Here is a 14,124-nt window from a genome sequence, read left to right as displayed (position 1 = left end):
GCCGACGAACTAGAATTCCAGCCTAGTGAAAAGCATGCTAATATCCAAATTCTGACAATTACTCATGTCAAATTTACTTTAGAGGGAACAAGATGTTAAAAACTCAAAAAATCAACATCATACAAGAATTTGATGCACCCGTAGACAAGGTCTTTGCAGCCTTAAGTGAACACGAAAACCTAAGTAAACTTTTTGCCCCTGCTAAAGTCACTCGCATTAGTAATGGAAAGGATGCACGTAACGGCGTTGGCTCTGCACGCAAGATGTCTATTCCGTTTACACCTTCATTTGTTGAAACAAATTTAGTCTACAAGGAAAATGAACTGATCGAGTACGCAATTACAAGCGGCATTAGCCCAATTAAGGCACACCGTGGTGTGATGCAATTTACTGACTTGGGAAATAACCGAACTCGTTTAAATTACACCATTAGCTTTAAAGGTCGCGTTCCTTTTATTGGTCCAATTATTAAAGCGGCTTTACAAAATGGCGTAAGCCGTGGCCTTAAAAAACTTAAGTTTTAATAGCCCTATACTCACTAAAAAAGCCCAGTGATGGGCTTTTTATTTTAGTGTTTCTAGACTTAATACTCAGAAAGTTTTCTTAAAAAATAATCTAATAATTTATCCCATTCATCTACGCTATTGGCACTTAACAACTGAACCATTGCCCCATCAATCACAAACAAAAACATGTGAGCATCTTCCATTAAAGCTGTGGGTTTGACGGTTAAAAGTAGGCCATGTATTTGAGTCACTAACCAGTTTCTATAATCAACCACCACTTTATAGGCAGTGGGATAAAACTTTTCAATTTCAAAAATGGCCTTAAAAGGCAAAGGGTACAGCCCTTCGAGGTTGGCATGGAGATAAAATATTTTTCTCAGCTTATCAAACACCATAAGTTCACGATAAGAATGAATAATAGAAAATACTTCTTCTTTTAACCCATCTTTTTGAAAGGTTAAACACATTTCAATGAGCCTTTCTTTTGAATGAAAATGGTTATAAAACGTGGCTTTGGTCACCTTAGATTCGGCAATAATTCGGTCAATACCGACTTTATGAAATCCACATTGGTTAAATAAATCTTTTGCTGTATGAAGCACTCTAAGTGCTCTAAATGAAGCTTCTAAATTTGGCATAGTTATACCGTTTAAAATAATTTTTTGTTGTATATAAAAGAGATAGAAATGCCGTCACTCTTAAATTGAGTGCTAAATACAGGCATGCAAAAGCCGCACAATAAAGATGTGCTCGCCTATCTCGGGTTTATTGTTGCTATGATTTTTTAGTCGTAACGATGTTTAGGTGTAAAAACCTAGAGTCGGTTAAACCAATTTATAGAGTATTTAAACGGTATAAATAGAGAGATTTTGGCAAAGGCCAAAAATTGAGAAGAATTAGTACGCATAGCGGACTCCTAGATGAAATAGAAGTTCTACCAGATCACTGCTAAATGATTATGGTGGCAGAACGAAGAAGGGTTAGCAGACCAGTCATCTAGGAACTGGCACGCCCGAAGGCGTCCCTCCTCCGTCCTACCGCTACGAAGGGGGACGAACGAGTTCACCACCAAAAAATTACTTTTTTGATGTTCTAGATGAAAACGGTCTGCTAAAACCGACTGGCAATGTAGGCCAGCAGGCAAAGGATAGTATTCGCTATTGTTGGCGTCAAGCGTAAGAAATGACATTTGTATTAAAGTAGAGCGGTTGGGGAAATTAAAAAACCATTACTAAATTGTAATGGCTTTTTATTGGATAAAGATTGGTTGAGGAGTTTTAGAAACCCTTTATTCGTTATCTTTTTTTTCTTGGTGTTTTTTTTCAGCACTGTGTCTATATAAAATATCTAATACAGAGGCAATATTAAGTAATGCGAATAAAGCTCCCAACATCGAGAGAATTGAATAAAGAAATAAAAAGAAAGTAAACCAATTAAAGAAATTAGCAAGCCCAAGTACGCTACTGACTACAGGAGAATAACAACCCCAAATAGAAAAGATAATTGTTTCTTTTAATACTGTAGTTTTTATAAAAATTAATAAAAATAAGCATAGAACCTGTAAAAATATAAAGTGAACAAAAGAAGCATTCACAACCATAAATTCAGAAGGTATATCCTCATCTCTCTCTTTTTCTGCTAATATCTCATTTAAAGATGTATTCCCTAAAGCTAGCCAAATAGAATAGCCACCTAAGGTGAATCCTAATAAATTAGGTAGAATAGCTAAAGGGGTATCAATCCAATTTTCATTTTGGCTGAATTGATAATTCATCAAACTTACAATAAAAGCTATCCACATATAAGGAGAACGGAATAAAGCTACCCATCCTCCATATGCTTTCCAATATTGCTTTATAAAAGTTTCCTTCATGTATCTAATTCTTTAGTTTCTTTTTTACTATTTTCTAACTCTTTTTTAGCAGAAGCTATTTTTTCCTTTATTATTTGTGTAACTTTTATCCACTTCTGACTTAAAGATAATGATTTAGGTAAAGGGATTTTCTGTTCTAATGAAATATTAGCTGTGCTAATTACATGCGTTCTATCATTCTGATCACTCTCGACAGCTAAAATAGATCCATTTTCTGCTGCAACCCAAGCTAAAGCTTGACTTTTCTTATCTAATTTTAAGTATTTGCCTTGTTGAGCATCCATTGAAACTTTTAAGTTTTTAGCATTTTGATCATCTAATGACTTTAGTACCTTTCTTTGCAATATAGCATTCAAGTCATCAGGGTTCGGCCTAGCAATATCAAACTCAATTGATTTAAGTCGCTTATTATTTATAATACTTACAACGCCCTTCGGCTCTTTTAAAGTATGTACTTCACCAGATTTAAAATTTTTAATGAATTCAGGAGATTTAAATACACTCTCAAAAAATTTTAATATGGTATTTGGTGTAGTAGTTGAATTTTTATTATCAATCTGAACAATCAATGTATGACTCATTGGGTAAAAAACAAATTCGAAAATTACACCATCAGCTTTTAGATTAGCGGGAATTTTAATTAGCCCCTTAAGCTCTTCTCTATCTGTATATTCACCAGTATTTTCATTTACCCATTTAGCTTGAAATAGATCGGTATAGCGTATAAATGCCCCCATAAATCCATTTTCTAAAGACTTACCATCCAATGGAATATAAGAAACTTGCTGTAATGATATAAAATTATTTTTATATCCAGTTGGTACCGCGAAACGTTGCTTTTTAATAAAATTAAATAGTTTAATATATAATTCAGGACCAGTATGTGGATGTAAACGTATATTTACACCTGAATAAATATGGGTCTTAATAGCATTATCTATAGCAATGGTCATGTTAAGTAATTTGAGTGTTGTAAAAAAAAATTAAAGTATATATTCAATTAAAATATAAAATTAGGCAATATATATTTAACCATTTAATATATTTTTTACCAAATTAAAATAACGTTATCGTCATTCAACTAATCAAAACCCCTTATTAATCCATCAACTTTTTACGGCGATACAACCCACAATTCCCAGAAAATAGCGCTGCCAACAAACAGGTAATAATGGCGTAAGTGGCAACATTCATTCCAAATAGCTCAACAGCTAAAATAATAGATGTTAACGGTGCCTTACTCGCGCCTGAAAAAAGACTGACCAACCCTAAGCCTGCAAGCAATGAAATAGGCAGGTTTAAAACCGCCCCTAAAGCATTCCCTAATGTCGCACCCACATAAAACAACGGCGTAATTTCACCACCTTTAAAACCTGAACCTAAAGTAATGGCGGTAAAAATGGTCTTGTTAAAAAAGTCGTAAAACTCAATCGGCACATAAAAAGATGAAATGATTTTATCTGTACCCAAGCCATTGTATTGCTGATGCGCAGTGAACAAAGTGAGTAGCATAATGACAATACCACCCGCCATCGTTCTTAAAGGCAAATACCGAACATATTTATAAAAGACGTCACTCGCAAAATGAATAGCTGCAATAAAGAAACGCGCAACTAAACCAAAGATCAACCCTGCCGCAATCAGGCTCATGAGCGTTCCAAAATGAATGGCTGGAAACTCGCTAATTACATAAAAAACATGCGGATGAACAATTTCGAATAGCTCAGGGATGGCCGAAGCAATCAGCGCCGACACAAAACATGGAAAAATGGCTGAGTATCTTAAATTACCTAAGGCAGTAATTTCTAAACCATAGATTGCACCTGCCAGAGGCAAGCCAAATACCCCCGCAAATCCCGCGCCAATACTGGCGATTAAGCAAATTTTTCGATTATCTTCCGAGATTTTTAATATATGGCTAAGGTGGTCAATTAAAGCACCCGAAAGTTGAACTGCTGGCGCCTCACGCCCTGCCGAACCACCAAACAACTGCGTTAAAATTGAGGTGATAAAAATGATAGGGCTCATTCGTTTTGGAATAAACGACTTGGGTTGGTGAATTTCATCAATCAGTAAATGAGTTCCGCGTTCAATGGGCGAACCATATTTTTTAATGAGATAACCAATACCAAAACCCACAAAAGGCAAGAAATAAATAAGCCAGTGATGCAGGCTTCTCACTTTATTTGAAATATCAAAAGCCACAAAAATTAAGGTCGATGCCAACCCTGCAACGACTCCAATCACAATCGAAATGACGAGCCAGTAGACACTGTATTTTAGAATTTGATCATATTCAGATGAAGGTAGAATTTTCATTCGCTTTCTTCAATTCGCCTTTGAGTGAGTGCCAAATTCTCAAATTGTTTTTATGCTGCCAGCTCATTAAGTGAGAAATGCTTAAACTGGGCTAAAAATTAAAGCCCGCATATGCGAGCTTTCAATACAGTGATTAATTTTTAGTATCACTAAACTGTGACAAGTATCTCATAATCACTGTATTTTTTCAAGATGAAATTCGTTAACGCCAACCTCGAAAAAATGCCTCACTGATTTGATAGATAAAGGTTATGTTGAGTCGTAGCGAACTAAGACTCAATCAATTTAAAACAGTTCAAAGCTTAGTGAATACTCGCAATAGCAGTTTCTGCATGACAGGTCGCGCCTTTCTCGGCACTAAGCTGAATAACGCCACTGCGGTGTGCCAGTACCTGAACTTCCATTTTCATGGCTTCCATAATGGCAACCACTTGCCCCTCGGTGACCTGCTCACCATTTTCAACTTTCCAAGCACTAATCACACCATTAATTGGGGCAAGTAAATGCTCGGCACTGACTTCTGGCTCGGCTGTTTGGGCTTGAACGGCGGTTGCTGGCCCTTGTGCAAACATGCCCGCAGGTAAACCTAGACGGTGTAACTTGCCATCAATTTCAATGTAGCTGAGCAGCATTGGTTGTTGATGGTTTGGAATGCCGCGTTTAGTTGGCTTTAACTCTTGTTTAAAGTCATTTTCGATCCAGCGTGTATGTACATTAAATTCATCGGTAAAGCCAGGTTCATTGAGTACCGCACGGTGGAAGTCTAAAACCGACGCCACGCCTTCAATTTTGAATTGTTTCAAAGCACGTTTCGCACGGGCAATTGCAACTTCGCGGGTTGGACCACTGACAATCAGTTTTGCCATGAGTGAGTCAAAGTGGCTAGATACTAATGAACCCGTGCGAACGCCAGTGTCCACGCGTACCCCGTTACCAAACGGCGCTTCAAACAAACTCAACACACCAAAGGCCGGAATAAACCCACGGGCTGGGTCTTCGGCATTAATACGGAACTCTATCGCATGGCCTTGTGCTTTTGGTGTTTCTTTAATAGAAAGCTCATGGCCTTGTGCCACGCGAATTTGCTCAACGACCAAATCGACTTTGGAAGTTTCTTCGGTCACTGGGTGTTCAACTTGCAAGCGTGTGTTTACTTCCAAGAATGAAAGCTTGCCGTCACGACTCAGTAAATATTCAACTGTTCCCGCACCCACATAGTTTGCTGCCTGACAAATATTTTTTGCCGAGGTTAAAATTTGCTGATAAATCTCATCGCTAATAAAAGGTGCTGGTGCTTCTTCAACTAATTTCTGGTTACGGCGTTGCAACGAGCAATCACGTGTACCCAGTATCACAATATTGCCATGTTGGTCGGCTATTACTTGCGCTTCTACATGGCGCGGTTTATCTAAATATTGCTCGACAAAACATTCACCACGGCCAAAGGCAGCTTTTGCTTCACGTACTGCCGACTCATAAAGCTCTTTCACTTCTTCGAGTTTCCACGCAACTTTTAAGCCACGCCCACCACCACCAAATGCGGCTTTAATGGCAATTGGTAAACCATATTGTTTGGCAAACTCTAAAGCTTCATCTGCATTTTCGAGTGGATCTTGCGTACCCTGAACCAACGGTGCACCAACCGAAGCTGCAATTTTACGTGCTTCGATTTTATCGCCTAGTTTTTCAATGGCACTTGGAGATGGCCCTACCCATTTTAAACCTGCATCAATCACAGCTTGGGCAAATTCGGCACGTTCAGATAAAAAGCCATAACCAGGATGAACCATGGTTGCTTTCGATTTTTTTGCAACTTCAATAATGGCTGGAATATTTAAATAGGTTTCACTGGCAGTCGCACCAGCCAAGCCCCATGCTTCATCTGCAAGTTCGACGTGCATGCTACCAATATCGTCATCTGCATATAACGCGACTGAAGAAATTCCCATATCACGACAAGCATGAATAATACGAACAGCAATTTCACCACGGTTAGCAATCAATAATTTTTCTGTATTCATCATTCATTCTCAAAATCTGTAAATTCGGCAATTTTTTTAAATTTGATGCGGCAACCTGCCGGAATCTGTGCCACCAAATCCCAATGGTGTTTAGCAACAGAGGCAATGACCGGATATCCGCCTGTTAAAGGGTGATCATTCATAAACAAAACGGGCTGACCACTCGGTGGAATTTGCAAAGCGCCAATGCATGTGCCTTCACTTTCCAGTTCATGGGTAATTTTGCGAGTTAAAGGCTGTGTACCTGAAAGTCTTAGCCCGACTCGGTTGCTTTCATTGGTCACCAGCCATTCTTGCTGACAGAGCAGCTCAATACTGTCTTGTTCGAACCAGTCTGTGCGCGGTCCCATCACAATATCTAGCTCAACGACTTCGCCAGCTTTTGGCAAATCACTTTTACCCACTTCATTTACGCTAATATTGGCTGCCTTTACCTTCCCTTGGTAAATGGTATCTCCAAGCTTTAAAGGTTCTGGCCCTAACACCGCCAAGCTGTCAAACGAAGCACTATTGAGTACTGGTTCAACGTCTATACCACCATGAACTGCCAAATAGTTTCTTAAGCCTGCTGTTGGTGGTTGAATGTGAAATTCATCGCCTTCATCCAAATCAATCGGTTGATAGCTTGCAAAGTCTGCGGTTTGACCATCGGCAAATTTCACACGAATGTTTGAGATTGCACCTGCCACCGCAATAACGCCTGCATGCTGCATTTTGGCTTTTAGGCCGCCATTTAAAACTTCAATGACAGGTGTATCGGTTGGGTTACCCACAATACGGTTGGCACTATGCATGGCAGATAAATCCATTGCACCTGCCACACCAACACCAATATTGGTCTGATTTAAACGCCCTTCGTCTTGAATAAGCATTTGTAAACTTGGCGCAGTAATTGTAAATAGTGGCACCGATTGCTTCGGCTCAGCCTTACGTGTGATTTGCTGCGGTACATTCACAGTAGTTGGGCTATGCGTGACATCTTCAAAATGTACAGTCATGCCCGGTAACAGCAATGCAGGATTTTTACGCTCTAAATCCCACATTTTTTCTGTTGTTGTACCAATCAGCTGCCAACCACCCGGACTGTCTTTTGGGTAAATGCCAGAGTATTTTCCAGCCAACCCCAAAGAGCCTGACGGTATTTTTTTACGGGGAACTGTTAAGCGTGGAATATCGGTAAAAGGCTTATCGGGACTGCTCATATAAGCAAAACCCGGCGCAAACCCAATAAAAGCCACATTCCACACGCTCTGGTGATGTTTTCTAATCACATCGGCAATGGAAAGCCCTTGCAACTCGGCAACTTGCGCAAGGTCTTCGCCGTTATAGCAAATCGGCACAATCACTTCTTGACCGCTACGCTCAAATCCAGAATCAATTTTGAGGCTCTGAATTGAAGCAACTAGCGTTTTAAAATTGGTTTCGATCTCATTAAAAAAAACCAAAATTGTTTTTGCAGCGGGGACTAAGTCTTTAATTCCATTCAATTGCGTATTTTGCAATTTATTGTACAACGCCAATGTGTCTTCTAGGCTCGCAAGCTCAATCAGAAAACAATCGGCGTTTACCGATAAAAAACGCATTTGCTTATCCTTTTTAATTCTTCTTTAGCTATTTAGCCCATCCAAGCACGGTCAGGAATATCGGTAATAAACATGTAACCCGGAGCATGACTAATGGCAAAAGGAATTTTCGAGTTCATGACTGCTGCTTGCGGTGTTACCCCACAAGCCCAAAACACTGGAATTTCACCCGCTTCTATACGAGAAGCATCACCAAAGTCAGGCTTATTTACATCCTTAATGCCTAAACTTTCAGGATGACCAATATGTACAGGTGCCCCATGTACACTTGGCATACGCGCTGTAATTTTTACCGCTTCACTAATTTGATGAGATGGAATTGGTCGCATGGAAACCACCATATTTCCTGAAATACGCCCTGCCGGTTCGCACTTTATATTGCTTAGATACATCGGCACATTGGTATCGTCATGAATATGACGAACTTCAATACCCGCTTCTTGCAAAGCTGTTTCAAACGAAAAACTACAACCAATTAAAAAAGTCACCAAATCAGGATGAGCATTATAAATCTCTCTCGCATCGGTCACTTCATCGACCATTTCCCCATCTTTCCAAATGCGATACCGCGGAAAGTCAGTTCGAATGTCTGAATCTGCTGCAAGCTTAGTTGCATAAATACCTTCTTCGAGCACATCAAGCACCGGGCAGCTTTGCGGGTTACGGTGTGCATAGAGTAAAAAGTCATATGCCCAATCTCTTGGCACTGAAATCATGTTGACCTGCGTCATGCCCGCAGCCATGCCTGCTGTCGGTTTATCAAAGCCAGCACGGATTTTTAAACGTGCATCTAATGCGGCTTCAAGCTGAGCTGGGTCGACTTTAATATCCTTATACATTGCGCTCTTCCTTATGATGCTTTATTTACAAACGGGCGGATTTCAATATTATTTTTTACAAGCTCGGCTTTAATGGCAGCCGACATTTCTAGTGCACCGTCGGTATCGCCGTGTAAGCAAATCGTGTCAGCCTGAATTGGGGTAAATACACCATCAATTGACTCGACCCCACCATTTTTAAGCATAGACACCACACGGCTCGCAACAAATGCCGAGTCGTGTAAAACCGCACCTTCTAGACGGCGAGACACCAATGAACCATCGCTGTTATAAGCACGGTCTGCAAATGCTTCGGACACAACTTTTAAACCAGCAGCTCGTGCTTGTTCGACTAAGTTTGAACCCGCCAAAGCCACTAAAACCAGTTCAGGGTTATACATTTTAATGGCATCAATCACTGCTGCTGCCTGAGCTTGATCATGGGCAATAGTGTTGTAAAGAGCGCCGTGTGGTTTAACGTACTGCACTTTTGAGCCAGTTACTTTCGCTAAACCATCGAGCGCAGAAATTTGGTAAAGCACGTCGGCAATCAGTTCGTCACGTGACAAATCCATATTACGACGGCCAAATCCAACAAGGTCTGGGTAAGACACATGAGCACCAATGGTCACGCCAAGCTCAACTGCTTTACGAACTGTTTTTAAAATGCCGAGCGGATCACCAGCATGAAAACCACAAGCAATGTTAGCGCTGGTCACGACAGGTAAAATCTGGTCATCATTACCCATTTTCCATGAGCCAAAGCTTTCGCCCAAATCACTATTTAAATCTACAAACATGGCATTATTCCTTTATCACTTAACAAAGTCTGGCTTAAAGCTTGGTCAAATAGTTAAACACTGTCGTAAATGACATATAACCCATCCACCACGTTAACAGACATGTTAATCCACCTAAAATAAGCAACCACTTTGGATAGTTATAATTACCCATTAAATCTTTACGGCATGCAGCCACATACACAAAAATTGTAAGGCCAATTGGCAACACCAATCCGTTAAAACCACCTACGAAAATGAGTAGACCTGCCGGAGTTGCACCCAATAACACATAGAGCAATAAAGCCAATGCGATAAAGGTAATGGTTGTATAGTTGGTCTGTTTTGGTGTTAAGTTCTTTTTAAATGCAGTAAAGAATGAAACTGAGGTATATGCTGCGCCGATCGTGCTACTAATACCCGCCGCCCAGAAAATTAAACCAAATAATTTAAAACCAAATGTGCCTGCCGCATATTGGAATGCTTGGGCTGCCGGGTTGGCATCGTGACTGGCTAAATCAATATGAGCACCGCTTACTACCACACCTAAGAATGCTAAGAACAACACATAACGCATGATGCCGACTACAACAATGCCCTTGGTCGCAGCTTTGGCAACTTCATTAATATTTTCAGGTCCAACAGCACCTTTATCGAGTAAACGGTGTGCTCCGGCGTAACAGATATAACCACCAACTGTACCACCAACAATCGTAGTAATAATGGCAAAGTCGATTTGGTCTGGAGCAAAGGTTTGCTGAACTGCTTGCCCAACAGGAGGCATTACAATGACGGCCACAATAATAATCAGCAAGATTTTAAGCAATCCCAACACGATCATGCTTTTATCCATGGCAAGCGTGGCTTTTTTAGAGGCAAAAATCAAAATGGCTAAGGCGCCACTTAAAATACCGCCCCACTTTGTATCTAGGCCAAAAAGTGCATTTAAACCTAAAGCTGCACCTGCAATATTACCGACACTAAAGAAAAACCCGCCTAAAATCACCAGAAATGCCAGTAAATAACCACTACCCGGTAAGGCTTTATTGGCAATATCAGATGCACGCATCTGGGTAAGTGTCACCACTCGCCAGATATTTTGTTGGACGACATAATCAATCAAAATAGAAATTAAAATTGCAAAGCCAAATGCAGCACCTAACTTAACTGTAAATACAGCAGTTTGGGTTAAAAATCCTGGCCCCATTGCAGAGGTCGCCATCATAAAAATTGAGGCAACAATGGCCCATTGGCGATCTGATAAAAAAGAAGATTTCAGTAAAGACATATTAATGCGTTCCTCATCCATTTGAGCTTAACAACGCTATTTTCAAATTGAATCAAGAACATCATTTTTTGTCCCAAACGATATTCTTTAATCCTTTTAAATGACAAAGATTCCCTGTTCCCCAATCAACACAATCGGTGATCAAATCTTGTGTTTAAAATAAAAACATAGCTAATCCCTACGAACAATAAGACTTTTTACAGAAATTTAAAATTTTAAACTTTTGATTTTTATAAACTTATTTTCAAAAGAAAGAGTGGGATAAATTTTACTTATTGAAGTACATAAGCTGCTTTTATCGTTTTACGTACAAAACAGCTTTTTTTAATAAGAAAAAATAGGGATAAAAAGCATTCAAGAAACATCTTATTTTTTAATTTGTTCATTGAGTCTTTTCATGGCACTTTCTGAAACCTGAACCGCTACTTCAGTTAATTTTTCTTTCAAAGCAACGTCATTACCATGAATATAAATTGACGTGAAATGAAAGGTTTTTAAACGGATGGGCGTATTTAATATTTCCAATCGTCCGTCAGTAATTTCCTTTAATGCCGTTAAAGTTGGCACGACCGCAATACCCAAACCTTGCTCAGCTAGACGCAATAACGTCGCTAAAGAATAACTGGTAATAGAAAGTGGTTCATCAATCCCCTTTTCTTTCATTTTTGCCTTTAATTCTTTATAGGGATAGGTAATTTTGGGATAGGTTAAAATGGTATGCGACATTAAGGATTTAAAAGACATTTGCCCAATTCCACCTTTAAAAGATGGTGCCGCCAAGAAACTCAGTTCAAAGTTACAAAGCGACTGCTCAATACATTCAAAAGCCAAAGTTGGCCCAAGCAAAAAGGCCATGTCCAAATCGCCTGTACGTACCCCTTCTTGCAAGTTAGGGGTCAGATCTACCACAATTTCAACCGAAACTTTTGGGAATTCCTGTTGAACTTTTTCGATATATTCAACCAACCACGTATACACAATGGTTTCGGAAACGCCTAAACGTATGGTTCCGGTCAGGTGCTGATTTTCGGTAAGCTCTGCAACCAAATCAGTTTCTAAACGCATAAACTTTTCAGCATACTTAAATAATGTCATGCCTTTATGGGTCAGTTTAAACTGCCGCAAGCTCCGGTCTAAAACTTTAAAACCTAATTCATTTTCAAGAGATGTGATTTTTTGAGATACCGCAGGCTGCGTGGTTTGTAATTTAGTTGCTGCCTTATTGAAGCTATTTAAAGTCACCACCCAGTAAAATGCTTCAAGATTCTTTAAATTCACGTTTCGTCCTGTCTTAAAATTCCTTTACTTTTATAGTATGTAAGCTTTTAGCAGAGTTAGGCTACCCATTTATTCGTTTTTAGTTAAATTTGATTTATTTCACTTAAAAAATAACGTTGAGCTTTTGATAGAAACTTACTTAAAGCTAAATGTATTCAATGTTTTCATTCTTCTAAAATCTACAAATATAAAATACTGTAAATTGCATCAACCGCCCTTAAGGACGGTTGATCGTTATAAATTAAAAGTAATTGAAGGTAATTTTTATAACATCACACGTGGTTACTGTGCTGCGTTCACACCAACAATAAACTGACTACAATTTGAACCTTCAGAAGCATTACCTAATTGCTTTTCAGAAAACTTAAATTTTGATGCAACAGAAGCATAATCTTTTTTAAGGGTTTGACCTGTGAGCTCACCTAACTCTTTCACATGTTCAGGCTTCAAGATTTCATGTTCAACTGCCTGATTCACCATTACACATGCGGTGGTCATCACATCATAACGTGCGGCCGTTTTAGAGTAACCTATCGCACCGACTACACCACCAATAATTAAACCAACCACTACAGCCAAAGTTACATGCATTTTATTCATTTTAAATACCTAAAAAATCAAACTAAAAAGGAGCACTTTAAGAGTTTGTGCTCAAGTAGAACTAAGATAACTACTTTTTCTTGATCATAAAAGTTAGAATCTTTCAGATTTATTGATAGTTGAGTTGTCGTAAAGACATTACCATGCTCTTTGTAAGTTTGAGATGCTTGTTATTTCTACTCAACATACAAAACATAAGATTATTAATTTTTTAGTATTCCAAGAAATTCATTTTGAATTTAAATTTATTAATAATATCTACAATTTTTTTGCTCACTACGTAGATATATGGTTTATCAGTATCTCTAACAATAAAAAAGTCATCTATTACAAGATCATTTTTTATAAAGTCATCTTCATCTAATAAATTATTTTTTCTTTTAATATACATGGCGTAAATATCTGCTTCTTGATTTCTCACATAACATTGATAGAAATCACATTCGTCTGCAAGAACTTCCTTCATTTCATTAAAAAATCTTTTTGAAAAAAGTAAAATTCCTGAAGATGAATAATAAAAATCTGTCTCTAATATCTCATTTAATTGATCAGAAAAAATATTATCATAATCTAAATTTATTCTAAGTTTTTTTAAAAATTGATTACTTAGGTCAAATTTAAAATAATTAATGGCAATTTCTTGCTTCCCTTTCAAATCAAAAGAAAAATCTCTATCAATATACTCAGACGGATAAATTGTATAAAAATTCACAAAACCAAAAACTTAGTTAAAATATTTATAAATATTTTTCAATTATACATTAATTAACAGTCAAAACTTTAGAGTATTTGACTGTTAATTTTTTAATTACTTACAATTGAATAAAGTTTTTTTCATAAAAAATATTATTAAAAAAGCTATTAACTGAATCCCCAATTTTGCAAAAATAGTCATCATAACCACCATAGAACTTAAATGATGGATCTATAAAATATGTTAAATGTTCACTATAGCCCAATCCAATTGGTAAAAGGTCACTTCAGAGGTGGATCAGGAAATTTGAACAACACTTATAAGTGATATTTTGCTCCCCAAATGATGTTATAAACATCAATATA

Annotated in this window: 12 protein-coding genes and 1 pseudogene; 1 reads left to right on the top strand and 12 read right to left on the bottom strand. The window is 38.2% G+C overall.

Annotated elements, in window-relative coordinates:
* Nucleotides 1-92 precede the first annotated feature (92 nt).
* The gene (locus tag G9371_RS09500) at nt 93-524 is read left to right on the top strand and encodes an SRPBCC family protein (RefSeq protein ID WP_000921218.1); all 432 of its coding nucleotides are present in this window, start codon (nt 93-95) and stop codon (nt 522-524) included.
* 59 nt (nt 525-583) lie between these two features.
* Here G9371_RS09500 and G9371_RS09495 read toward each other — a convergent pair whose 3' ends face one another.
* The 12 genes and pseudogenes from G9371_RS09495 to G9371_RS09440 all read right to left on the bottom strand — a co-directional run.
* Nucleotides 584-1,144: a TetR/AcrR family transcriptional regulator gene (locus tag G9371_RS09495; protein ID WP_029424223.1), complete on the bottom strand. Its 561-nt coding sequence runs from the start codon at nt 1,142-1,144 to the stop codon at nt 584-586.
* A 650-nt stretch (nt 1,145-1,794) separates the two neighbouring features.
* Nucleotides 1,795-2,379 carry a hypothetical protein gene (locus G9371_RS09490; protein WP_050574848.1) on the bottom strand — a complete coding sequence of 195 codons (585 nt, stop codon included), beginning with the start codon at nt 2,377-2,379 and terminating at the stop codon, nt 1,795-1,797.
* A complete protein-coding gene (locus G9371_RS09485; protein WP_000150388.1) occupies nt 2,376-3,332 on the bottom strand; it encodes a DUF4747 family protein in 957 nt (318 codons plus the stop codon). The genes G9371_RS09490 and G9371_RS09485 overlap by 4 nt, the downstream gene beginning before the upstream one ends.
* 145 nt (nt 3,333-3,477) lie before the next feature.
* Complete coding sequence (locus tag G9371_RS09480) at nt 3,478-4,698, bottom strand: chloride channel protein (protein WP_000698627.1); 1,221 nt, start codon at nt 4,696-4,698, stop codon at nt 3,478-3,480.
* 302 nt (nt 4,699-5,000) lie between these two features.
* Entirely contained in the window at nt 5,001-6,719 is a 1,719-nt protein-coding gene (locus G9371_RS09475; RefSeq protein WP_032009273.1) for an acetyl/propionyl/methylcrotonyl-CoA carboxylase subunit alpha, read from the bottom strand.
* Entirely contained in the window at nt 6,719-8,302 is a 1,584-nt protein-coding gene (locus tag G9371_RS09470; RefSeq protein ID WP_029424226.1) for an urea amidolyase family protein, read from the bottom strand. Before G9371_RS09470 ends, G9371_RS09475 begins: the two co-directional genes overlap by 1 nt.
* A gap of 32 nt (nt 8,303-8,334) precedes the next feature.
* Nucleotides 8,335-9,141, bottom strand: a complete 807-nt coding sequence (locus G9371_RS09465) for a putative hydro-lyase (RefSeq protein ID WP_000276200.1) — start codon at nt 9,139-9,141, stop codon at nt 8,335-8,337.
* An 11-nt stretch (nt 9,142-9,152) separates the two neighbouring features.
* On the bottom strand, nt 9,153-9,920 hold the full coding sequence (locus tag G9371_RS09460; protein WP_029424227.1) for a LamB/YcsF family protein: 768 nt from the start codon (nt 9,918-9,920) through the stop codon (nt 9,153-9,155).
* A 34-nt stretch (nt 9,921-9,954) separates the two neighbouring features.
* Nucleotides 9,955-11,208, bottom strand: a complete 1,254-nt coding sequence (locus G9371_RS09455) for an NRAMP family divalent metal transporter (RefSeq protein WP_001987220.1) — start codon at nt 11,206-11,208, stop codon at nt 9,955-9,957.
* A 345-nt stretch (nt 11,209-11,553) separates the two neighbouring features.
* Nucleotides 11,554-12,465: a LysR family transcriptional regulator MumR gene (gene mumR, locus G9371_RS09450; RefSeq protein ID WP_002058099.1), complete on the bottom strand. Its 912-nt coding sequence runs from the start codon at nt 12,463-12,465 to the stop codon at nt 11,554-11,556.
* A 282-nt stretch (nt 12,466-12,747) separates the two neighbouring features.
* Nucleotides 12,748-13,065 carry a hypothetical protein gene (locus G9371_RS09445; protein WP_029424228.1) on the bottom strand — a complete coding sequence of 106 codons (318 nt, stop codon included), beginning with the start codon at nt 13,063-13,065 and terminating at the stop codon, nt 12,748-12,750.
* Nucleotides 13,066-13,438: 373 nt separating this feature from the next.
* Nucleotides 13,439-13,777: pseudogene (locus G9371_RS09440) on the bottom strand (hypothetical protein); the annotation flags it as partial.
* Between the last annotated feature and the right edge of the window lie 347 nt (nt 13,778-14,124).

The organism is Acinetobacter sp. EKM10A (assembly GCF_011075215.1).
GTDB classification, from domain to species: domain Bacteria; phylum Pseudomonadota; class Gammaproteobacteria; order Pseudomonadales; family Moraxellaceae; genus Acinetobacter; species Acinetobacter baumannii.
The sequence above is the reverse complement of the archived record's forward strand: the minus strand, read 5'-3'. Positions and strand labels throughout refer to the sequence as shown.